Genomic DNA, 22,199 nt, shown 5'->3' on the forward strand with positions numbered 1-22,199 from the left:
ACCCGATGATGCCCGATGGGGTCCGTTCAGCCGAACAGGCTGGCCTGGCCCTCTCCCGCGAGCGGGTCCCGATGGTGCTTGAGGTGCCGCCACCGCGGGAGGTCGTCGAGGTAGGACCACGAGAGGCGATGGTGGGGCGTGGGGCCCAGGCGGGCCAGGGCCTCCTGGTGGACGGGCGAGGGGTAACCGGCGTTCTCGGCGAAGCCGTACTCCTCGCAGCCGATCGTCCCCATGTACGCGTCGCGCCGGACCTTGGCCAGGACGGACGCCGCCGCCACCGAGATGCTCGCCGCGTCGCCCTTGACCTCCAGGCGGACCGGCCAGGGCGCGCCGATGTAGTCGTGCTTGCCGTCGAGGATCACCGCGTCCGGGCGTACCGGCAGCGCCTCCAGCGCCCGCCTGGCGGCCCGGCGCAGGGCCTCCGTCATGCCCAGCGCGTCGATCTCCTCGTGGGTGGCCTCGCCGAAGCCGATGCCGGCCGCCCACGCGGTCAGCTCCTCGGCGAGCGGGGTGCGCCTGGCCGCCGAGAGCTGCTTGGAGTCCGTGAGACCGGCCGGCGGGCCGGACAGGTCGGTGACGACGGCGCAGACCGTGACCGGGCCCGCCCAGGCGCCCCGGCCCACCTCGTCGACGCCCGCGACCGTGCGGATGCTCGGCTGGGTCAGCAGGAGGTGCTCGATGTCGTACGTCGGCGCCATAACGGCAGACGCTATCGCCTCACCGGACCGCCTCGTCATTCGTCCAGCGGATCGCCGGGCGGCCGGCGGTCCGCCGGACGCACCGGGTCGAGGTCGGCGGCGATGTAGCGGGCGGCCACGTGGATCGCGCGGAGCGTCACCGACACCGACGGCCGGTGGACGCTCGAATTCCGGGCGACCGCGTGCACGTCGCGCCCCACCGGGTTCCCCGGGAACCGGCGCACCGCCAGCCCCCGCACGCCTGCCGCCAGCGCGAGCGCGGGCACAGCGGCGATCCCGATCCCCTTGGCCACCAGCGAAAGGATCGTTCCCAGCCCCTCGAACTCCCACGGCGACGGCCGGGTGCCGCCCACGTCCACCAGGAGCCGGTCCACCGCCAGCCGCGACGGCTCCCCGTCGGGCGTCGCCATCCACGGCTCGTCCCGCAGCTCCCGCAGGTCCACCGGCACGCCGGGGTCGGCCAGGCGGTGCTTGCGCGGCACCACCAGCACCAGGGGGTCGCGCAGCAGCGGGAAGACCCGCAGGCTCTCGTTGTCGCGCACGCGCCCGTACCAGTCGTCCACGAGCGCGATGTCCACCTCCCCCGACTGCACCTCGCGCATGCCCCGGCCCGACCTGCTCTGCCCCAGCCGGAGCGTCAGCTCGGTGTGGCGGCGCAGCGAGCTGGCGAGCGCCGGGGCGAACGCCACCGCCGCCGTCGGGAAGGCGGTGACCACCACCCGCCCCGACGGCGTCCCCGCGTGCGCGGACAGGTCCGACTCCGCCTCCTCGACCATGGACAGGATGCGCTCCGCGTGCGCCACCAGCCGCCGCCCCGCGTCGGTCAGCTCGGCGCTGCGCGCGGTCCTGTCGATGAGGGCCGTGCCGGTCTCGCGTTCGAGCGCGACGAGTTGCTGCGACACGGCCGAAGGACTGTACCCCAGGGATGCTGCTGTCGCCGCGATACTTCCGCGTCGCGCGAACTCGCAGATCAGGACCAAACGCCGCAATTCAAGCATCAGTCTTCCTTATGCCTACCCACGAAAAGCCTCGCTTGTGCTGATGCCTTCATCAAACCACCCTGGGAACGTGACAAACATGACCGTGACGTTGTCCGCCACTCTGGCGGCGAACGAGGACATCGACCGAAGACGGCGCGCCGGGGAACGAGTGCTGCACCTGGCCTTCGGCGAGGCAGGGCTGCCCGTCCACCCGGCGCTGCGCGACAGGCTGGCCGCCGCCGCGGAACGCAACGGCTACGGGCCGGTCGCGGGGGCGTCCGAGCTCAAGACGGCGGCGGCGGGCTACTGGACGCGACGGGGGCTCCCCACCGACCCCGAGCTCGTCGTCTGCGGACCGGGCAGCAAGTCCCTGCTGTACGGCCTGCTCCTGGCGATCGGCGGAGACATCGTCCTGCCCGCGCCCAGCTGGGTCAGCTACGCGGCGCAGGCCGACCTGGTCGGCTCCCGCCCCATCCTGGTGCCCGCACCGCCAGGAGAGGGCGGCGTGCCCGACCCCGACCGCGTGGCCGGCGAGGTGCTCCGGGCCAGGGCCCAGGGCAGGACGGTCAACTCGCTGCTGGTGACGCTCCCCGACAACCCGACGGGCCGCCTGGCCGGTCCGGCGACCATCGCGCGCCTGGTCGAGATCGCCCGCGAGCTCGATCTGCTGATCATCTCGGACGAGATCTACCGCGACGTCGTGCACGACCCGACCCTGCCGTACACCTCTCCTGCCGACCTCGCACCTGAGCGCACGGTCATCACCACCGGGCTGAGCAAGAGCCTGGCGCTGGGCGGCTGGCGGATCGGCGTGGCCAGGCTGCCCGCGGGCAGCCACGTGCTGCACAGGAGCCTGCTCGCGGTCGCCAGCGAGATCTGGTCCGCGCCCGCGGCCCCGGTGCAGGAGGCGGCGGCGTACGCCTTCGACGAGCCGCAGGAGCTGCTCGTCCGCATCGAGCGCAGCCGTCGGCTGCACGGCACGGTCGCCAGGGCCGTCCACGAGCGGTTCACCGAGATCGGGGCCGACGTGCCCGCCCCGCAGGGCGGCTTCTACCTCTATCCCGACCTGAGCCACCTCCGGCTCGGCGGCTCCGCCGAGATCACCAAGATCCTGCTGGAGGAACACGGCATCGGCGTCCTGCCCGGACACGCCTTCGGCGACGACCCGGCGGCGGCCAGGGTGCGGGTCGCGGTGAGCCTCCTCTACGGCGAGACCACCGAAGAGCGACTGACCGCCCTGAACAGCCCGAACCCGCTCCAACTCCCGTGGATCTCCGCCAATCTGGACCATCTTTCGACGGGTCTGAAGGAGCTCGCCTCGGTGCGGCACTGAGCGGCACGTGAACGGCGTCCCGCGGTGATCCTGACACCATGTCACAGTTAGGCGAATCTTTCCCCAAGGGCGGGTTTACCATCCCTCAAAAGGGGCCGCTGACCTGCAGCAACACCCTGTCTGCAGAAACCTGCAAAAGATCTTCCTAACTGCATGGTTACGTGCGCCCCCGCTTCCCCCCATCATGTGCTCATGCCCGCTCTTGTCACCTTGTCCGGGCGCTCCGTGCGCCTGGAACCTCTCAGCCTCGCGGTGATCGATGATCTCGTCGCCGCGGCGGGTGAAGACCGTTGCACATACGCCTTCACTCGTGTCCCGGAAAGCCGGGACGAGATGGTCTCCTATGTGGAGGCCGCCATGGCTGAGCAGGCGGAGGGCCGCTCCATGCCCTTCGCCATCCGGTGGCTGAACACCGACCGCGTGGTCGGTGCCACCCGTCTCATGCACCTGGAGTACTGGCAGGGCCCCATGCCCTGGCCGCCGGGTACACGCGGTGCGGTGGGCGAGATCCCGTCCGTGGCGGACATCGGTTACACCTGGCTGGCCGCCAGTGCCCAGGGCACGGGTGTCAACCGTGAGAGCAAGTTCCTGATGCTCTCGCACGCCTTCGAGACATGGAACGTCCACCGCATCACCCTCAAAGCAGACGTCCGCAACATCAAGTCCCGGGCCGCCATCGAGGCCCTCGGCGCACACTTCGACGGGGTGCGACGAGCGGATAGCCGAGGCGCCGACAACACGGTCCGAGATACCGCCTTCTACTCGATCCTGAGCTCCGAATGGCCGCTCGTGCGCGAGCGGCTCGCCCTGCGGCTCGGACTGGTCGAGGCGGCCTGAGAACCTGTCCACCACGGCCCCGCCCCAAGAAAGTTCGGGCGGGGCCGTATTTTTTTCTGCCTGCAGGTGCTCTACATGACACGCGCCCCCGCGGTGTGGGTCATGCCTAGCCGACCATCAGCATCCAGGGACGCGCTCAACGCCGGATCAAGGACGGATCAACGCCACATTTAACGATCAGTCCGGAATCTAGGTGACAAACGACGTTGGATCTATCATTTGGCAACAAAACGATCCATTGGGCTGGGAGACATACGGCATGGCTGGTCAGAGCGTCGAGAGCGGGCTGAGGTTCGCCGTGCTCGGTCCTGTCCGCGCCTGGCGTGACGGCCAGGAACTCGATCTGGGCACCCCGCTGCAGCGTTCCATCCTGGGCATGCTGCTGCTTCGCGAGGGCCATGCGGTCACTCCCAACGAGATGATCGACGCGGTCTGGGGCGAGGACGCGCCCCCGAGGGCCCTGGGCGCCCTGCGCACCTACGTCTCCCGACTGCGTACGGTGCTGGAGCCCGACCGGCCCGCCCGCTCCCGCCCGGAGCTGCTGACGTCCATCGGGAGGGGCTACGCGCTGCGGCTGCCCGACGGCTCGCTCGACCTGATCCGCTTCGAGCGCGGCGTCCAGGAGTCCGAGAGCGCGCGCAAGGGCGGCCGGCTGCGCGAGGCCGCCGAGGGGCTGCGCGAGGCGCTGTCGCTGTTCGAGGGCGAGCCGCTGGCCGGGACCGTCGGCCCCTACTCCGAGCACCAGCGCGACCGGCTGGTCGAGCGCCGCATCAGCATCGTCGAGGCGCTCATGGACGTCGACCTGGAGCTGGGCAACCACGCGAAGGTCGTCTCCGAGCTGATCGCGCTCACCGCCGACCACCCGCTGCGCGAGAAGCTGCGCGCCCAGCTCATGCTGGCCTACTACCGGTGCGGGCGGCAGGGCGACGCCCTCAACGTGTTCACCGAGACGCGCGAGGCCCTCATCGACGAGCTCGGCATCGAGCCGGGCCCCGAGCTGGCCGCGCTGCACCAGCGCATCCTGGCCGCCGACCCCACGCTGGCCGCCGCCGAGATCCCCGCGGAGGAGCCGGCGGAGGAGCCGGAGCAACCGCGGGCGCCCCAGCTGCCGCGCCCCGCGCAGCTCCCCGCCGCCGTCAACGACTTCACCGGCCGCAAGGAGGTCGCCGTACGGCTCCGCACGCTGCTGTCGGCGCAGTCGTCTGGCGAGGGCGTGCCGGTGGCGGCGATCTCCGGCATCGGCGGCGTGGGCAAGACCGCGCTGGCCGTGCACGTCGCGCACCTGGCAGAGGACCTGTTCCCCGACGGCCAGCTCTACGTCGACCTGCGCGGCTACACCGACGAGACGACCGCGCCCGAGTCGGCGCTCGGCGGGTTCCTGCGGGCGCTCGGCATCCCGCCGGACGTCATCCCGGACGGCCTGCCCGAACGCGCCGCGCTCTACCGGTCGATCCTCGCCGACCGCCGCATCCTCGTGCTGCTCGACAACGCCCGCGACGCCGAGCAGGTCCTCCAGCTGCTGCCGGGCTCGCCCGGGTGCGCGGCCATCGTGACGAGCCGCGGCAAGCTGGCCGACCTGCCCTCCGCGCGGCTCATCGACCTCGACGTGATGGAGCCGGGCGAGGCGCTGTCGCTGTTCGCGTCGGTGGCCGGCGCCGAGCGCGTGTCCGCCGAGCACGGCGCGGCCATGGACGTGGTGGCCGCTTGCGGGTTCCTGCCGCTGGCGGTGCGCATCGTGGCGGCCCGGCTGGCCGCGCGGCCCTCCTGGACGGTCGCCTCGCTCGTGCCCAGGCTGGCCGACGAGCAGCGCCGCCTCGACGAGCTGCGCGTGGGCAACCTCGCCGTCGAGGCCACGTTCGCGCTCGGGTACGGCCAGCTGGCGCCGGCCCAGGCGCGGGCGTTCCGCCTGCTGTCGCTGCCCAAGGGGCCCGACATCTCCACGGGGGCGGCGGCGGCCGTGCTGGCGGTGAGCCGGTTCGAGGCGGAGTCCGTGCTTGAGTCCCTCGTGGACGCGAGCCTGCTGGAGGCGCCCGCGCCCGGCCGCTACCGCTTCCACGACCTGCTCAAGCTGTTCGCCAGGCGCGAGCTGGACAAGTCCGAGCAGCCCGAGGCCAGGGCGCTGGCGCTGCACCGGCTGCTCGGCTTCTACCTGGCCTCGGCCCAGTCGGCGCACAGCCTGGCCTACGAGGGCAGCATGATCCCGGCCAACATCGTGACGATCAGCGAGGGGCTCTCGTTCACCGGCGTGGACGAGGCCGTGGCCTGGCTGATCGCCGAGGGCGACTCGCTGTTCGCGGCCATCAACCAGGTCGCCGCGTCGGCCGTCGCCGGCGAGCAGCTGCTGCCCGCCGGCGACCTGCTGGTGGCGATGGAGCCGCTGCTGGAGGCGGGCACGCACACGCGCGAGTTCGCCCATGGCACGCGTGCCGTGCTGAACTCCGCGCAGCGGCTCGGCGACCAGGCGACCGAGCTGCGCAGCCGGTACGTGCTCGGCCGCGTGCTGTTCGCCGACAACCAGCTGAAGGCGGCGGAGGAGCACTTCAGGGTCGTCCACGAGCTGTCCACGGCCCACGGCGAAAAGATCGTCACCGGCGAGGTGCTCAACGCCCTGGCCGTCGTCGTCGGCAGGCAGCGCCGCCACATCGAGGCGCTGGAGCTGTTCGACGCGGCGATGCGGTTCTACCGCGCGAACGACGTGCCGGCCGGCGAGGCGCTGGTGCTCAGCTACTCGGCCCGCGACCACCTGGGGCTCGGCCGCCCCGCGGACGCGATCGCGGCGGCGGAGAAGGGGCTGGCCCTGTTCACCGAGATCGGCAGCGGCGCCGGCACCGCCCGCGCCCGCTACCACCTCGGCATCGTGCTGTCCCGGGTCGGCCGGCTCACCGAGGCCGTCCACCACCACGCCGAGTGCCTGGCCTTCTTCCGGGCCAGCAAGCAGCGCGTCTGGGAGCAGCGGGTCTGCTCCAGGCTGGCCGAGACGTTCATCGCCGCCGAGCGCTATCCCGAGGCCGTGCGCCACGCGGAGCAGGCGCTGGTGGTCTCCCGCGAGATCGGCCACCCGTACGGCGAGGCGCTGTCGCTCACGGTGCTCGGCAGGGCGCTGCGCGGTCTGGGCAGCGCGACCAGGAGCCTGGAGTGCCTACGGCAGGCGTTCGAGATCTTCTCCCGGCTCGGCGCTCCCGAGGCCGGAGATCTCAAGGCCCTGATCGACACCGTCCTCGCCACCGAGACCGTCAAAGGGGCCGTCGTCGAGTCCTGAGTACAGCTCGTCGTCCAGACGTGTCATCCACACATGGTTGATCAAGGCTGTCCTTTCGATGAGAAACCTGCTATATGGACTGCCGCTACGATCGACCAGCCACGACCGTAGGGCGGCAGTCTGATGAGCAGGTTTCTTGTCGATCAGGCCGTCACGAATGTGTCGGTGATGCAGCCCGGCCGGTCATCTGTCGCCGCCACGCGTCGCTAGGGGGCCCGGTTATCCGGATGCTCCGCGTAACGGCTAGCCGCCTCACCTAGACGACCGGCCGGACCTGACACGGCCCTCGAACCCCCCGGGGTCCGTGTCCTGGCCATGAGCCTCCACCCCAGCTGTCAACGTCCAATTGACGGCCGATTAAAGCAGGAAATAGCCCTCCGCGATCAGCGGCCTGACCGCGTGGGAGTCGAGGATCTCGCCGTCGCCGACCAGCTCGGCGATCACGTTGAGCAAAGGGCCGAGCGCCAACTCGCCGTCGCAGACACCGGCCAGCGCGGCCTCCACCGTGCCGACCTCCCTGCTGCGGCGCAGGCCCTGCGTCTGACGCAGCACGATGCGGATGGGGTCCTCCGCGCCCGGCAGGCCGATGCGCTCGTCGAGCAGGCCGTCGGCGGTCCGCAGGAGCGCCGAGTCGAGCTCTTTGGCGCGGTGGGCGGTGGCGACGGCGTCGAGCACGGAGTCGACGTAGTCGCCGACAGGGAGCGAGACCGGGTGGTCGAGGTGCTCGACGCGGACGACCGGGTCGAGCGTGCCGGAGTTGCGCATGGTGATCCAGCCGAACCCGATGCCCTCCACCTTCCGCTCGTCGAACCAGGCCAGCCAGCGGTCGTAGTGCTCGGCGTACGCCTTCGTGCCCTGCTCGGCGGCGTCCCTGAGCCAGAGCTCGACGTATTCGGCCGGGTCCTGCACGTCGCGCTGGACCACCCAGGAGTCGCAGCCGGTCTCGCGTAGCCAGCCGCCCACGCGGTCGTGCCAGTCCTCGCCCTCGACGTGCAGCCAGTTGGCCAGGAAGTGGGCCTGGCCGCCGGGGTTGAGGTGGGCGGGCGTGCGGCGTACGAGATCGCGGCAGAAGCCGTCACCGCCGGCCTCGCGGTAGGTCAGGCCGCCCCCCGGGCCGATGACGAACGGGGGGTTGCTCACGATCAGGTCGAACAGCTCGTCCTCGACCGGCTCGAACATCGACCCCGTACGCGCCTCCACGCCAGAGACGCCGGACAGCTCCCAGCTCAGCCTGGCCAGCTCGACGGCCCGCGGATTGACGTCGGTGGCCACGATGTGCTCGGCCCGCCCGGCCAGGTGCAGCACCTGCACGCCGCAGCCGGTGCCGAGGTCGAGAGCGCGCCCCACCGGGCGGCGGGTGACCAGCTGGGCCAGGTTGGCCGAGGCGCCGCCGGCCCCGACCACGTGATCGGGGCGCAGCGCCGGGTCGCCGGGGCGCACCTTGCGGTCGGAGACGAGGTAGCCGCCGGTCTCCCAGGGCTGCAGGTGCGCGGTCGCGCTCACCTGGTCGCCGTCGACCCTGACCAGCCCCGAGTCGAGGACCTCCGCGGGGACGGACGCGAGGGGGACGGGAACGCCCAGCCACCACAGCCTGATCAACGCCGCCAGCGGATCGAGGTCGGCGGTGGCGCGCAGGGCCGGCACCAGCTCCTCCCTGGCCAGGGCCGAGGCGGCCATGCTGCCCAGCCGCTCGCGGACGCCGTCGATCGTGTAGTCGGTCTCCAGGAGGTGATGGCGCAGTCGTTCCACAAGTCCATCCTTTCACCACAGACCCTCACGAGGCTCCGCCGGTCACGCGAGCTACCGTCCCCCGCCTTCAGCTCGTCGCTTTGTGTGCTCATACTGTTACTTAGGCGCCCAAGCGTTCTGCAAGCGGCGGACAAGTGATGAGCGGTATCTCTAGGGAAGTCACCACGTCGCCCCGAGGAGCGGACCCATGCTGATCCCCTGCTTGGCCTGCGAGTCCCGGTTCGGCCCCGACGAATACTTCCGTGCCTGCTCCGACTACAACCGCGGCATGGACCTGGTGTCCTGGACGTGCCCGCACTGCGGCAACCGTGACGACCTGCGCGTGCTCCCGGGTGAGCTGGGGTTCGGCTATCCGTGTCGAGGCAGGTTCGACGTGCACGACCGGGTCCGCGTGCCCGGTCTGCGCAGGCACCGCGGCGACCTGCGACTGGACATCTCACTCGACCGGGCGAGCTGGCGCGTCCACGCCCGCCTCCGCCAGCCCGCGTGACGACCCCACGCGGTCCGGCGGGTCAGACGAAGGGGAGCGCGGGCGCGCAGGCGTGGGCGGGCCGCTCGCCGCGCAGCAGCCGGGCGATGTCGTCCACCAGCGTCCCGGCCAGCTCCTCCCGGCTCTCCCCCGTGGCCTCTCCCAGCCGGGGCGTCAGCACCACGTTGGGGAGCCCCGTCAGGGGGTGGGCCGGATCGAGCCACTCACCCTCGAAGTGGTCGAGCCCCGCACCGCCCACCCGTCCCTGGCGCAGCGCGTCAACCAGCGCCGTCAGGTCGTGCAGCGCGCCGCGCGAGGTGTTGAGGTAGATCGAGCCCGGCCGCATCGCGCCGAACTCCGGGTAGCCGAAGAAGCCCCGCGTCTCCGCGGTCAGCGGCACGTGCAGCGACACCACGTCGGACTCCGCCAGCAGGGCGGGCAGGGTGTGGGTGGCCTCGGGCACGAACGGGTCGCAGGCGATCACCCGCATGCCCAGGCCCTCGCACCGCCAGCGCGTGGCCCTGCCGACGCCGCCCAGGCCCACGATGCCGAACGTCCGGCCGGTCAGCCGCCGGCCGCGGTGGCGCTGGGCGGGCGGCACCTTGCCGACGCGCCCCTGGCGTATCTCCCGGTCGGCGGCCACGATGTTGCGGCTGACGGCGAACATCAGCGCGAGCGTGAGCTCCGCGACCGACTCGGGGTCACGGTCGGCGGCGTGCAGGACGGTCACGCCGAGCTCGGCGGCCAGCGCCAGGTCCACGCTGGTGGTCGGGCCCATGACGGCCACCACGTCGAGGGGCAGGGCGAGCACCGACGTGCGAACCTGGTCGCCGTCGGTGATGAGCACGGTCGCGCCGGTCTCGATGACCAGGTCGGCGAGCTGCTCGTCGGTGAAGCCGAGGCTGGGACGCGCGGGAACCTCGGCCAGGTCGGCCACCTCGCCCAAGCGGGCGAGCGCGCTCTCCGGCAAAGCGGGTAGTGCCAGCGCCCGAGGTCGAGTCACAAGTGGACAATAACACCACAGACCGTACCCGGATCATCGCTCCCCGCGCTGGTACAGGCCCCGTCCTGCGGCGGCAGGCCCCTTTCAGGGGACCGTCATTGCTGGCGGAGGCTCTGCCAGGCGGCGGCGCCCAAACCCTGGATCTCCTCTTCCGTGGGCGTGTGGGCGCCCGCGAACCACAGGCGGCACATCTCCTGCGCCGGCCCCAGCCACAGCACGTAGCACATGGTCGGGTGGACGGGCTGGAGCAGGCCGTTCTTCATGTGCGGCCGCCACCAGTCGGACACCTGGCGGAAGAAGGCGCGCCGGGCCTCGGCCACCTCCGCGCCGCCCGGCTCGTGCTTGCGCGGCGGCCGCTCGCTGACCAGCAGCCTGGCCCGCTCCGGATATTCGCCGGCCCATCGCATGTGGAAGGCCACGACGGCCTCGATGCCGTCGCGGGCCTCCTCGTGGCTGACCAGCTCGGCGAGGAACGCGGCCTGGTAGGCCGTCAGGATCTCCGCGTACAGCACGCCGAAGACGTGCTCTTTGCTGGCGAAGTGGTGGTAGAAGCTGCCGACGCTGACGCCGCTCTCCTCGCGGAGGCTGGCCAGCGTGGTGGCCGAGACCCCGTCCTGACTGAAGCGGCGGAGGGCACCCTCGATGATGCGGGTCCGGCCGTCGCGTCCGTTCTTGGCACTCTTCACGCTGTCAATGGTGTGCCAACAGAACCTTGTTCCGCAAATAGGCCGAGCGGATCGATCATAGCGGTCACCTCCACCGATCCGGAAGTCACCTTCATCTCGGCGTCCGGCCAGAGGCGGCGGACGAGCCTCAGCACGCGCCGGTTCTCCCCCAGCACGTCCATGCCCACGGTCCGCGCACCCCGCACGGAGGCCCTGAGCAGCAGCTTGCCGATCAGCTCCGGCCCGATCCCCCGGCCCTGCCACGGGTCGGACACGACCACGGCGACCTCCACGTCGGCGCAGCCGCCCCGGAAGCTCATGGCGTGGCCGACGATCTCGCCTCCCTCGACGGTCGCGACGAGCGCGTCGCGGCGCTCGTCGAGCGCGAGCAGCGTGCGCACCAGCCCGGGGGCGGGAACGCTGATGCCGGTGAAGAAGCGGAGCGTCTGCGTGTGCAGCGACAGCCCCGTCAGGAAACGTCTGATCCGTTCCTCGTCGTCCGGGCGCGCGGGGCGGATCTGGGTTCCCTGCATAGACTCAGCCTGCCCGCGAGTGCTGGGTCTGTCAAATGAACTCAGATATAATGCAGCAATGAACGTTCCCTTCCGGGTGAACAACTGCTCGATCGAGCGCACCCTGGACATCGTCGGGGAGAAGTGGACCTTCCTGGTGCTGCGCGAGGCGTTCAGCGGCGTGCGGAGGTTCGCCGACATGCAGGCGATCACCGGCGCCCCCCGCCAGGTGCTCAGCGCCCGGCTCGCCCGGCTGGTCGACGAGGGCCTGCTGCGCAAGGAGCCCTACCGCGAGCCGGGCCAGCGGCAGCGCGACGAATACCGGCTCACGGACAAGGGCCGCGACCTCTATCCCCTCCTGGTCGCGCTCATGCACTGGGGCGACAAGTACATGGCGGACGAGGAGGGGCCGGCGGTGCTGCTGACCCACCGCGACTGCGGGGCCCCCATCGAGCAGCATTTCCGGTGCGCGGACGGCCACGAGGTGGGCGGGCCGCGCGAGGTGACCCGGACGCCCGGGTCGGGGGCCCAGCTCAGAAGCGCATAGGCGCGTGAAGGGGCACCCCCTCCGGTGCCTAGTCTTGATGCGTGTACCGGTTCCTGCTGACGCCCCGATGGCTCGCGCTCCACGTGGTGGTGCTGCTGGTCATCCCCGCCTTCGTGTTCCTCGGGCGGTGGCAGTTCGGACGCTTCGAGGAGCGGTCGGCCAACAGCGAGCGGGTCACGGCCAACATCGAGGCCGCGCCGGTGCCGCTGGACCGGCTGGCGGTCCCTGGGCAGCAGGTCCGCGAGGTCGACCGGTTCAGGAAGATCACGGTCTCGGGCACGTACGACCCGGCCCACGCCCTCCTCGTACGCAGGCGCCCCCAGGAGGGGCAGACCGGGTTCTACGTCCTGACGCCCCTCGTCACCGGCAACGGCACGGCGCTGATCGTGAACAGGGGCTGGGTCAAGGCAGCCGCCACCGCCGACGCCACGCCCGAGGTGCCCGCTCCACCCACTGGACAGGTAAATGTCACCGGGCGGCTACGACTCAGCGAGACCGAGGAATCCAGCGGCATCCGGGAGCGCTCCGGGCTGCCGGCCGGGCAGGTGCTGCTGATCAACGCCGACAAGATCGGGAAGGGGCTGCCGTACCGGCTGGTGGGCGGGTACGTCGAGCTGACCGAGCAGGCGCCCGCGCCCGCCGCGGCGCCGGCCCCGGTGCCCGCGCCCGACGTGGGGGCGGGAGGCGGCCTCAACCTCGCGTACGGGGTCCAGTGGTGGCTGTTCATCGGCATCGCGCTGGCCGGGTGGGTCCTGCTCATCCGCCGCGAGGTGGCCGAGCGGAAGGCCGCGGAGCGGTCCAAGGAGTCTGTCACCCCCGCCGATTAAGGTGTGGAGGGTGATCCGCCACATTGAGTTCGCCAACATCTTCAACTTCCGCGACGTAGGTGGATATGCCGCCCATGACGGGCGCGCGGTCCAATGGCAACGGCTCTACCGGGCCGACGCGCTCGGCTGGCTGGCTGGGGACGATCTCAAGACCTTCCGTGAGCTGCGCATACGCACGGTCATCGACCTGCGACACGCGTCCGAGATCGAGAAGGGGGGCCGCGTCCCGGACGCCGAGGGGCAGAGCTATCACAACCTGCCCATCGAGGGCCGCCGCTGGGACATCACGACCTACAAGGAGGAGAGCGGGGTCGCGAGATTCTTCGCCGACCGCTACCTGGAGGTGACCGAGGACGGCGTCGACAACCTCAGGACCGCCCTGGAGACGATCGCGCGGGCCGACAACGCCCCCGTGGTGATCCACTGCGCGGCCGGCAAGGACCGCACCGGGGTGCTCGCCGCGCTCGTCCTGTCGCTGGTGGGCGTGGGCGAGGACGACATCGTGGCGGACTACGCGCTCACCGGGCTGGCCACCGAGCAGTTCATCAGCAGTTGGCGCGCCAGGCACCCCGACGCGCCCATGTGGGCGGGGTTCGGCCTGGCGCCCGCGGAGGCCATGCGCCTGTTCATCGACGACCTCAAGGCGCGGCACGGCTCGATCGAGACGTATGTCACACAGGTCCTGAACGTTTCCCTCGCCACCATCTCCGATTTACGCGGCCATCTGCTGACTGAACCTGGTTCTGCTGGGTAGTGGCAGGCCGGGTCCCACCTGCTGCGTCCAGGTGAGCGGCCCATCCCTGGCCTGGGACCGCCCGCCGCCCCCCTCCTGGCGGTCCCGGGTCAAAGATCTCGGATACCCAACGGATACGTCGCAGCTTGTTCGACGTTATCCAGCCGTCGTACGGTTACCTGCGTGACTACGCCGCTGCTCCCCGACCCTGACCCGAGGCGGCGCGACTACGTGATCATCTCCGCCGACGATCACCTGATCGAGCCTCCCGACCTGTTCGAAGGCCGGTTGCCGGAGAAATATGCGGATGTCGCGCCCAAGGTCGTGGAGACGGAGGCGGGTCACCAGGTCTGGCGCTACGGCGGGGCCACATACCCGTGCGCCGGCATCGACGTGGGCGCCGGGCTGCCCCGCGAGCAGCGCACGCTCGACCCCATCAGGTTCGAGAACATGCGCCCCGGCTGCCACGACATCGAGGCCCGCGTCCAGGACATGGACGTGGCGGGCATCTGGGCCGCGCTCTGCTTCCCCGGCATGCTGGCCGGGCAGTCCGGCATGCCGTTCGCCAGGACCCGCGACCAGGAGCTCGGCCTGGCCCTGGTCAAGGCGTGGAACGACTGGCACATCGACGTCTGGGCCGGCACCTACCCCGAGCGGATCATCGGCCTGCAACTCCCGTGGCTGCCCGATCCCGACGTGGCCGCCAAGGAGATCCGCGAAAACGCCGCCCGCGGCTTCAAGGCCGTCGTCTTCCCCGAGTTCCCGACCCGGCTGCGGCTGCCGTCGATCCACTCCGGCCACTGGGACCCGTTCTTCGCCGCCTGCGAGGAGACCGGCACGGTGATCGCCCTGCACGCGGGCGACTCGTCGTGGTCCCCCGTGCCCTCGCCCGACACGCCCATCGAGGCCATCACCACGCTGATGCCGACCAGCGCGATGTTCGCCTGCGCCGACTGGCTCTGGTCGGGCGTGCCACTGCGCTACCCCTCGCTGCGCATCCTCATCGTCGAGGGCGGCGTGGGCTGGCTGCCCATGCTGGCCGAGCGCGCCGACTACGCCCTCGACCACCCGGTCGCGGGCGAGGCGTCGTGGGAGGGCGGGCTCAAGCCCAGCGAGGTGCTGCGCCGCAACTTCTTCTTCGGCACGCTCGACGACCACGCGCTGTCGGGCGTGCGGCTCGCGGTCGGGCTCGACCACGTGCTGCAGGCGAGCGGTTACCCGCACTCCGACTCGACCTGGCCCGACACGCAGAAGTCCGTGGCCCGCAATCTCGGAACGCTCCCGCCCGCCGACATCGCCAGGGTCGCCTACGGCAACGCGGCCCGCCTCTTCGGCCACCCGCTGCCCTCACGCGCCTGGCTGCGGATGGAGGAGATCTAGCCCGGATCCAGCCCGGATCTAGCCCTCTTCCTCGACCGGCCTGGCCTGGATGACGTTCCGCTCGTGCTCGACGAAGCGCCCGCTCTCGCCGAGCAGCGTGGCGACGAGCCACAGGAACACGCCGAAGTCGTCGACCACGCCGATCATCATCAGGAAGTCGGGCACCACGTCGACGGGTGACAGGATGTAGACCACGCCGACTCCGAGCAGGGCGAGCCTGCTCTTGCCCATGCCCGCGTACTGTCCGCGCATGACCGCGCCGACCATCCGCGGGATCGCCCGGACCCTGGTCATCAGACCGGGCGACCCCGGCTTGGTCACCTCGCGGTAAGTCCGCCAGGCCGCCGCCGTCCGTGCTGCCTTCGCCATCATGAGGAACCCCCTACCCCCGGCTTCTCACGACATAACGCGTCGGGACCGCCACGAGTTCCTGACCGCCCAGGAGGATCAGCGCAGCGCCGCGTGCTCGAACGGCCTGGCCTGCTCGATCTGCGCGGCCACCCGGACGAGCAGGTCCTCCCTCCCGGCCGCCGCCACGAGCTGCACGCCCACCGGCAGGCCGGCCTCGGTGGTGTGCAGGGGCAGCGAGATGGCCGGCTGCCCGGTCGCGTTGATCGGCGAGGTGAAGGCCACGGCGTGCGCCGTCCGCCCGAACGCGACGCTGAGGTCCTCCGGCGGGATCCAGCCCAGCGGGAACGGCTCGACGCCCAGCGAGGGCATCAGCAGCAGGTCGTGGCCCGCGCTCCACCACGCGGCCATGCGGCGGCGGTAGCCGTCCACCCACTGGGTGGCCAGGATGTGGTCGGCCGCGCTGCGCGTGCGGGCGGCGCCGAGCATGGCGACGTTTCGCGGCTCCAGCTCCTCGGGCCGGACGGGCTCGCCGCGCAGCTCGCCCAGGCTGTCCACGTGCGCGGCGAGGTTGTCGGCCACGATGGCGCCGAAGCGCTGGGCGAACTCGGGCTCGGCCAGCGCCCTGGGGCCGCCGGGCACGACGTCGTGACCGAGCGACTCCAGCAGCGCGGCGGCCCTGGTCACCGCCTCGGTCAGCGCGGGCACCTCGGGCACGGCCCCGTTGGGATGCCTCGTGACGAACCCGACCCGCAGCCGCCCCGGCTCCCTGCCCACCTCGCCGGCCAGCGGACCGGGCAGCGCGGGGGCGTCGTACGGGTCGCCGGGCCGCAGCCCGGACACGACGTCGAGCGCCGCCGCCGTGTCGCGCACGGTCCTGGTGACGAATCCCGGGCACGAGAACCCGCTCCACCCCTCCCCCATGACCGGGCCCAGGCTCACGCGCCCACGCGTCGGTTTGAGCCCCACCAGGCCGCACAGGGACGCGGGGATGCGGATCGAGCCGCCGCCGTCGCTGGCGGTGGCCACCGCGACCATCCCGGCCGCCACCGCCGCCGCCGAGCCCCCGCTTGAGCCGCCCGCCGAGTATGCCGGGTCGTACGGGTTGCGGGTCGGCCCGAACGCCACCGGCTCCGTGGTGATCGTGCTGCCGAACTCCGGGGTGTTCGTCCGCCCAAGCAGCACGAAACCGGCCTCGCGCAGGCTCACGACGCCGTAGCCGTCCACGCCGGGCTCGACGCCGTCGCGCACGTTCGAGCCCGCGCTGTAGGGCTCGCCCGACTCGCGCCACCCGAGGTCCTTCAGCAGGATGGGCACGCCGCGGAAGGGCGCCTCCTTGGGAATGGAGTCGATCTCCGCCAGCGCCCGCTCGAAACGTCGGTGGATGACCGCGTTCAGCTCGCCGTCGCGGGCCTCGATGCGGGCGATGGCGGCCTCGGCCAGCTCCCTGGCCGTCAACTGCCCGTCCCTGACCGCCTGCGCCTGGCCGACCGCGTCCAGCCTGAGCACGTCGTCCATGCACCCTCCTACGCTCGGGGAGCCACGCCTTGGGGAGCTACGCCTTGGGGGCCAGCTCGCGTACGGCCTGCTCTATGGAGATCTCACCGCCCGGGATGGGCGCGAGAACGGGGGTGTCCAGCCCGTTGTCCACGTATTCCTGGATCCTGGCCCGGCAGGTGGCCGCGTCACCGTGCACGATCAGGGCGTCGACCACCTCGTCGGGGATCGCCTTGAGCGCCGCCTGCCGGTCGCCGGCCTGCCAGGCCTCGTGCATGGGCCGCAGCGCCTCGCCCCGGCCCAGCCAGTCGTGGAAGGCGGCGTACACCGGGACGGTCAGGTAGGTGGCCAGCATCCACCTGGCCATCTCGCGCACGCGGTCGGTGTCCTCGCTGACGCAGACGAACAGGCGGGCGATCAGCTCGGTGCCCTCCCCGATCTCGGCGCGCACCTTGCGCACGTCGTCGGGCGAGAGCCAGTTCGTGATCGCGCCGTCGGCCTCCTCCGCGGCCAGGCGGAGCATCCTGGGCCGCAGCGCGGCCAGCACGATCTTCGGCGGGAGCTCGGGGGCCCGCTCCAGCTTGAACCCCTTGACCGCGAACGTCTCGTACGTCTCCGAGACCTTCTCCCCGGCCAGCGCCTTCTTCAGGAAGCGCAGCGTGTCGCGCGTGCGCGCGAAGGGCTTGTCGAAGCGCCCCGCGTTCCACCGCTCGACGATCGCCGGCGACGAGGCGCCGATGCCCAGCACGAACCGCTCGGGCGCCAGGTCGGCCAGCGTGGCCGCCGACATGGCCAGGAGCCCCGGGCCGCGCGTCGAGACGGGCACGATGGCGCTGCCCAGCCTGATCCCCGGCGCCCACTGCGCGGCCATCGCCAGCGGCACGAACCCGTCGGCCCCGTTGACCTCGGCGGACCACGCGTCGGTGTAGCCCAGCCCGGGCAGCTCCGCGATCAGCTCCCGCGACTTCGACAGCGGGCGGTCGTAGAAGGGGATGGTCATGCCCCAGTTGCTCATGCGCGGCCTCCAAGCGCCTCCGAGCCAGCCTCGGCCACGCTCACCTTACCAACCGACCGGTATGGCGTCCTAGGCTCGCAACTCGTGGACCGCCGCGATGAAGTCCTTCGTGATCCCCCGCAGCCCCGGCAGGTGCGACAGCCCGACCAGCCGGTCCACCAGCGGCACCGTCACCTCGATCAGCCGGTACGTACGCGCGCAGCCCGGCGAGGTGTCGTGCACCCAGAACAGCACCATGCCCATGGACAGCAGCCAGAGCAGCTCGGGCAGCTCCTCGCGCAGCTCGGCGTTCATGCGGTCGCGCGATCCCTCGACGACCTGCCGGTAGATCCCGATGGAGGCCTCACGGGCCGGGGAGGACTGCTTGCTGAACGGGCTCAGCGGGTTGGTCGGCTCGGCCGCGTGCTTGTAGAACTTCACGGCGAACTCGTGGTAGGGCTCGGAAACGCGTACCCACTCGCGTAGCACGCCGCTCAGCCTGGCCGCGAACGACGTCTCGGTGGCCAGGAACTCCCTGCAGGCCTCCTCGTGCTCGGCCTGGGCGCGGTCGTAGTACGCCTGGATCAACGCCTCCTTGCTCTCGAAGTAGTAGTAGGCGTTGCCCACGGACACCCCGGCCTCGGCGGCGATGGCACGCATCGTGGTCGCGTCGAAACCGCGCTCCCTGAACAACCGCAATGCCGTCTCGACGATGACGTCTCGGGTGCTCTCCGATCCTCGGTTTCGGGCTTCGGACACGTTCGTCACTTTACGTCGTGAAGGGGCGTCGAGCAGAAAACCCGCTCATCAGGCTGCTGTCCGTCTGTTGTGTTGAGTCAGGCCCATAGCAGCAGTCCAAGTTAGCAGGTTTTCCAGTCCAAGGTCATGTAGCCGCACGGTGATCACCGCCACAAGGCAAAGTTGCACCTGCGGCATGAGTTATCTCCTGTGAAAGGTGGGATTGTCGTTTCAGGCGGAAGGGCTATTTCCGCGAAAAGGCATCGACATGTGGATACGTGGAACAGTGCGCCTCGCTGTAGTCGCACTGCTCGGCATTGAGATAACCATAATCGCGCTGGCCTCGGCCGCTTCAGCCGCCACCCACCCCGATGGGACGTCTGGGCCGGACAGCCAGAACATGGCCGGACCCGACGACTCGGAGTACGAGGCCGGGCCGCGCCCGGACGGGCCCTGGGGGTTCGAACGGCTCATGGCGGCCGGTGACACGGTCGCCGCCACGCCGGACTGGCCCTTTGGCGGATCGGCCGCCACCCAGGACCGGTCGGCGGAGGAGCCGGCCGAGGACTGGACGACGGCCCGCCTGCGACGGCCCGCACAGCTCGCGGTCATCGACCCGCCGTCGATGGCAGTGCGATCTACGGCCGCCAGAGCCGCGAAGAGCCGCGTACGTGCCGGGGTGGCAAGGATCGCCCGGATCCGGCCGCGCGCGGCGCACAGGCGCGCTGAAGTCGATCTGACGCGTGTCCTGCCGCGCTTCGGGGCCATGCACATGTCCCACGCCCTGGCCACCGACTGGCTGAGGAGCGGGGGCGTGCGGACGAAGTCGACCGGCAACTGCTCCAGCAAGCACGTGCACCACTGCACGTCGCTCGACTCGGTGCGGACCGGCACGATCGCCCGGATGATCGAGCTGAAGCGCGAGAGCGGCTGCCCGATCATGGTGACCGGCGGCACGGAGGCGGGCCACGCGTCCGGCCAGTACAGCCACGGCAACGGCTACAAGCTCGACATTTCCCACAACGGCTGCATCGACCGGCACATCACGCGCAACCACGCGAAGGCCGGCGTGCGCAGCGACGGCTCCCGGCTCTACCGCTCCGGCTCAGGCACGATCTTCGCCGACGAGAGCGACCACTGGGACATCCTTTTCCGGTGACAGGGCCCTGTGACAGAACCGGTGACGGGACGCCGCGCGGGGAGCGCACGGCGTCACACCACCCGGACAGCCCGGACGGCGGACGCCGTGCGGAACGCACGGCGTCACACCATCCGGACGGGACTACAGCTCGCCCGCGACCAGCTCGGCGATCTCCGCCGCGTTGAGCGCCGCGCCCTTGCGCAGGTTGTCACCGCACACGAACAGGTCGAGCGTGTTGGGGAAGTCGACCGCCTGACGGATGCGGCCCACGTAGGTCGGGTCGTTGCCCACCACCTCGAGGGGCGTCGGGAAGACCCCGTTGGCCGGGTCGTCCATGAGGACCACCGTCGGCGCCGCCTCAAGGACGCGGTGCGCGTCGGCGACCGTGATCTCGCGCTCGAACCGCGCGTGCACGGCCAGTGAGTGGGTCGTGATCACCGGCACGCGCACGCAGGTCGCGGAGACCTTGAGGTCGGGGATGCCGAGGATCTTGCGGGACTCGTTGCGGAGCTTGAGCTCCTCGGAGGCCCAGCCGCCGTCCTTGTAGGAGCCGGCCCACGGCACCACGTTGAACGCGATGGGCGCGGGGAACGGCGAGTCGTCGGACAGCTTGTTGGCCAGCACCTTGCGTACGTCGCCGGCCGCCTGGCCGATCGTACGGTCGCCCGCCAGCGCCTCGATCTCGTCGTAGAGCCGCGCGGAACCCGCCACGCCGGCACCCGACACCGCCTGGTAGGAGGCGACGACCAGCTCCGTCAGCGTGAACTCGGCGTGCAGCGCCCCCATCGCCGCCATCATCGACAGCGTCGTGCAGTTGGGGGTCGAGATGATGTTGCGCGGCCGGCTGCGGGCGTCGAGCGGGTTGACCTCGGGCACGACCAGCGGCACGTCCGGCTCCATCCGGAACGTCCCCGACTTGTCGATCGCGATCGCGCCGCGCTCGGCCGCGATCGGCACCCACACCGCCGACACCTCGTCGGGCACGTCGAAGATCGCGATGTCGATGCCGTCGAACACCTCGGGCGCGAGGGCCTGCACGACGACGTCCTCGCCGCGCACCTGGAGCACCTTGCCCGCCGAACGCGGCGAGGCGACGAGACGGATCTCGCCCCAGATGTCCTCACGCGACGACACGATGTCGCGCATGACGGTCCCCACGGCGCCGGTGGCGCCGATCAGGGCAAGAGTCGGCCTGCTCATCGTCCACTACCTCCGTACACCACGGCTTCGACCTGGTCGGCGTCGAGCTTGAACGCGCGGTGGGCGGCCTGCACGGCCGCGTCGACCCCGTCCTGCTCGACGACCACTGAGATGCGGATCTCCGAGGTGGAGATCATCTCGATGTTGACCCCCGCGTCGGCGAGGGCCGCGAAGAACGTCGCCGTGACGCCGGGGTGCGAGCGCATGCCCGCGCCGATCAGCGACACCTTCCCGATCTGGTCGTCGAAGAGCAGCGACTCGTAACCGATCTGGCCCTGGATCTTCTTCAGCGACGACAGCGCCGTCTGTGCGTCGGCCGTCGGCAGCGTGAAGGAGATGTCCGTGCGGCCCGTGGCCGCGGCCGAGACGTTCTGCACGATCATGTCGATGTTGATCTCGGCGTTTGCCAGCGTTTTGAAGATCGAGGCAGCCTCTCCGACCTTGTCGGGGACCCCGACAACAGTGATCTTGGCCTCGCTCCGGTCGTGCGCGACGCCGGAGATGATCGGCTGCTCCATCTCGGTTCCTTCGGTGTAAGGGTCGGAGACGACCCAGGTGCCTTCCTTGGTGCTGAACGAGCTGCGCACGTGAATCGGCAGGTCGAACCGCCGGGCGTATTCGACGCAACGCAGATGCAGGATCTTCGCACCGCAGGCGGCCATCTCCATCATCTCGTCGTACGAGATCCTGGGGATCTGCTGCGCCGCCGGCACGATGCGGGGGTCGGCGGTGAACACGCCGTCGACGTCGGTGTAGATCTCGCAGACGTCGGCCTGCAGGGCCGCCGCCAGCGCCACCGCCGTGGTGTCGGACCCGCCGCGGCCCAGGGTGGTGATGTCCTTGGTGTCCTGCGACACGCCCTGGAACCCGGCCACGATCGCGATGTTGCCCTGGTCGATCGCCTCACGGATGCGGCTGGGCGTCACGTCGATGATGCGCGCCTTGCCGTGGGTGGAGTCGGTGATCACGCCTGCCTGCGAGCCGGTGAACGAACGGGCCTCGTGGCCCAGGTTGGCGATCGCCATCGCCAGCAGGGCCATGGAGATGCGCTCGCCCGAGGTCAGCAGCATGTCGAGCTCGCGGCCCGGAGGCAGCGGCGACACCTGCTCGGCCAGGTCGAGCAGCTCGTCCGTCGTGTCGCCCATCGCGGAGACGATCACGACCACGTCGTTGCCGGCTTTTTTCGTCGCGACGATCCGCTGCGCGACCCGCTTGATGCAGGACGCGTCGGCGACGGACGAACCACCGTACTTTTGCACAACGAGCGCCACGAGAGTCTCCCGGTTTGG

The 22,199-nt window shown here is 70.9% G+C and carries 21 protein-coding genes; 9 read left to right on the plus strand and 12 right to left on the minus strand.

All coding sequences use genetic code 11. The features are described 5' to 3' along the window. Positions 1–26: 26 nt before the first annotated feature. Together ACIBQ1_RS47225 and ACIBQ1_RS47230 are read right to left on the minus strand one after the other, a co-directional pair. On the minus strand, positions 27–737 hold the full coding sequence (locus ACIBQ1_RS47225) for a ribonuclease HII (RefSeq protein ID WP_397287951.1): 711 nt from the start codon (positions 735–737) through the stop codon (positions 27–29). Beyond that, positions 734–1,696 (minus strand): LysR family transcriptional regulator, encoded by a 963-nt coding sequence (locus ACIBQ1_RS47230; RefSeq protein WP_397287953.1) that lies wholly within the window; start codon positions 1,694–1,696, stop codon positions 734–736. Before ACIBQ1_RS47230 ends, ACIBQ1_RS47225 begins: the two co-directional genes overlap by 4 nt. 79 nt (positions 1,697–1,775) lie before the next feature. On the opposite strand from ACIBQ1_RS47230, the gene ACIBQ1_RS47235 reads away from it, so the two are divergent. The 3 genes from ACIBQ1_RS47235 (at position 1,776) to ACIBQ1_RS47245 (ending at position 7,107) form a co-directional block, all read left to right on the plus strand. Next, positions 1,776–3,011, plus strand: coding sequence for a pyridoxal phosphate-dependent aminotransferase (locus ACIBQ1_RS47235; RefSeq protein WP_397287955.1), 1,236 nt, complete (start codon positions 1,776–1,778; stop codon positions 3,009–3,011). A gap of 192 nt (positions 3,012–3,203) precedes the next feature. Beyond that, a complete protein-coding gene (locus tag ACIBQ1_RS47240) occupies positions 3,204–3,848 on the plus strand; it encodes a GNAT family N-acetyltransferase (protein ID WP_397287958.1) in 645 nt (214 codons plus the stop codon). 259 nt (positions 3,849–4,107) lie between these two features. Then, positions 4,108–7,107 carry a BTAD domain-containing putative transcriptional regulator gene (locus ACIBQ1_RS47245; protein ID WP_397287960.1) on the plus strand — a complete coding sequence of 1,000 codons (3,000 nt, stop codon included), beginning with the start codon at positions 4,108–4,110 and terminating at the stop codon, positions 7,105–7,107. Positions 7,108–7,464: 357 nt separating this feature from the next. Here the strand turns inward: ACIBQ1_RS47245 and ACIBQ1_RS47250 are convergent, their stop codons facing one another. Further along, a complete protein-coding gene (locus ACIBQ1_RS47250; RefSeq protein WP_397287962.1) occupies positions 7,465–8,856 on the minus strand; it encodes a methyltransferase in 1,392 nt (463 codons plus the stop codon). 187 nt (positions 8,857–9,043) lie between these two features. Here ACIBQ1_RS47250 and ACIBQ1_RS47255 point away from each other — a divergent pair, with 187 nt between their 5' ends. Next, the gene (locus tag ACIBQ1_RS47255) at positions 9,044–9,346 is read left to right on the plus strand and encodes a hypothetical protein (protein WP_397287963.1); all 303 of its coding nucleotides are present in this window, start codon (positions 9,044–9,046) and stop codon (positions 9,344–9,346) included. Positions 9,347–9,368: 22 nt separating this feature from the next. Here the strand turns inward: ACIBQ1_RS47255 and ACIBQ1_RS47260 are convergent, their stop codons facing one another. From ACIBQ1_RS47260 to ACIBQ1_RS47270, 3 genes are all read right to left on the minus strand, one after another. Beyond that, positions 9,369–10,328, minus strand: a complete 960-nt coding sequence (locus ACIBQ1_RS47260; protein WP_397287965.1) for a 2-hydroxyacid dehydrogenase — start codon at positions 10,326–10,328, stop codon at positions 9,369–9,371. A gap of 95 nt (positions 10,329–10,423) precedes the next feature. Then, positions 10,424–11,014: a TetR/AcrR family transcriptional regulator gene (locus ACIBQ1_RS47265; RefSeq protein ID WP_397287968.1), complete on the minus strand. Its 591-nt coding sequence runs from the start codon at positions 11,012–11,014 to the stop codon at positions 10,424–10,426. Then, the gene (locus tag ACIBQ1_RS47270) at positions 11,011–11,526 is read right to left on the minus strand and encodes a GNAT family N-acetyltransferase (protein ID WP_397287970.1); all 516 of its coding nucleotides are present in this window, start codon (positions 11,524–11,526) and stop codon (positions 11,011–11,013) included. The genes ACIBQ1_RS47265 and ACIBQ1_RS47270 overlap by 4 nt, the downstream gene beginning before the upstream one ends. Positions 11,527–11,584: 58 nt before the next feature. Between ACIBQ1_RS47270 and ACIBQ1_RS47275 the strand changes: the two genes are divergently transcribed. The 4 genes from ACIBQ1_RS47275 (at position 11,585) to ACIBQ1_RS47290 (ending at position 14,992) form a co-directional block, all read left to right on the plus strand. After that, entirely contained in the window at positions 11,585–12,052 is a 468-nt protein-coding gene (locus ACIBQ1_RS47275) for a winged helix-turn-helix transcriptional regulator (RefSeq protein ID WP_397287972.1), read from the plus strand. 41 nt (positions 12,053–12,093) lie between these two features. After that, entirely contained in the window at positions 12,094–12,879 is a 786-nt protein-coding gene (locus ACIBQ1_RS47280) for an SURF1 family protein (protein WP_397287974.1), read from the plus strand. Positions 12,880–12,889: 10 nt separating this feature from the next. Beyond that, a complete protein-coding gene (locus tag ACIBQ1_RS47285) occupies positions 12,890–13,633 on the plus strand; it encodes a tyrosine-protein phosphatase (protein ID WP_397287976.1) in 744 nt (247 codons plus the stop codon). 162 nt (positions 13,634–13,795) lie between these two features. Beyond that, positions 13,796–14,992, plus strand: a complete 1,197-nt coding sequence (locus tag ACIBQ1_RS47290; protein WP_397287978.1) for an amidohydrolase family protein — start codon at positions 13,796–13,798, stop codon at positions 14,990–14,992. Positions 14,993–15,010: 18 nt separating this feature from the next. On the opposite strand, the gene ACIBQ1_RS47295 is transcribed toward ACIBQ1_RS47290, so the two are convergent. From ACIBQ1_RS47295 to ACIBQ1_RS47310, 4 genes are all read right to left on the minus strand, one after another. Further along, positions 15,011–15,364, minus strand: coding sequence for a YkvA family protein (locus ACIBQ1_RS47295; RefSeq protein WP_397287980.1), 354 nt, complete (start codon positions 15,362–15,364; stop codon positions 15,011–15,013). A gap of 75 nt (positions 15,365–15,439) precedes the next feature. Then, a complete protein-coding gene (locus tag ACIBQ1_RS47300) occupies positions 15,440–16,858 on the minus strand; it encodes an amidase (protein ID WP_397287982.1) in 1,419 nt (472 codons plus the stop codon). A gap of 37 nt (positions 16,859–16,895) precedes the next feature. Further along, the gene (locus tag ACIBQ1_RS47305) at positions 16,896–17,852 is read right to left on the minus strand and encodes an LLM class F420-dependent oxidoreductase (RefSeq protein WP_397287984.1); all 957 of its coding nucleotides are present in this window, start codon (positions 17,850–17,852) and stop codon (positions 16,896–16,898) included. Between the two features lie 69 nt (positions 17,853–17,921). Then, positions 17,922–18,590: a TetR family transcriptional regulator gene (locus tag ACIBQ1_RS47310; RefSeq protein WP_397287986.1), complete on the minus strand. Its 669-nt coding sequence runs from the start codon at positions 18,588–18,590 to the stop codon at positions 17,922–17,924. Positions 18,591–18,969: 379 nt separating this feature from the next. Here ACIBQ1_RS47310 and ACIBQ1_RS47315 point away from each other — a divergent pair, with 379 nt between their 5' ends. Further along, complete coding sequence (locus ACIBQ1_RS47315) at positions 18,970–19,728, plus strand: hypothetical protein (protein WP_397287988.1); 759 nt, start codon at positions 18,970–18,972, stop codon at positions 19,726–19,728. A gap of 123 nt (positions 19,729–19,851) precedes the next feature. On the opposite strand, the gene ACIBQ1_RS47320 is transcribed toward ACIBQ1_RS47315, so the two are convergent. Both ACIBQ1_RS47320 and ACIBQ1_RS47325 read right to left on the minus strand, forming a co-directional pair. Beyond that, positions 19,852–20,910, minus strand: coding sequence for an aspartate-semialdehyde dehydrogenase (locus tag ACIBQ1_RS47320; protein ID WP_397287990.1), 1,059 nt, complete (start codon positions 20,908–20,910; stop codon positions 19,852–19,854). Next, positions 20,907–22,181 (minus strand): aspartate kinase, encoded by a 1,275-nt coding sequence (locus ACIBQ1_RS47325; protein ID WP_397287992.1) that lies wholly within the window; start codon positions 22,179–22,181, stop codon positions 20,907–20,909. The genes ACIBQ1_RS47320 and ACIBQ1_RS47325 overlap by 4 nt, the downstream gene beginning before the upstream one ends. Positions 22,182–22,199: the final 18 nt, after the last annotated feature.

The organism is Nonomuraea sp. NPDC050153 (genome assembly GCF_044460125.1).
GTDB lineage: Bacteria > Actinomycetota > Actinomycetes > Streptosporangiales > Streptosporangiaceae > Nonomuraea.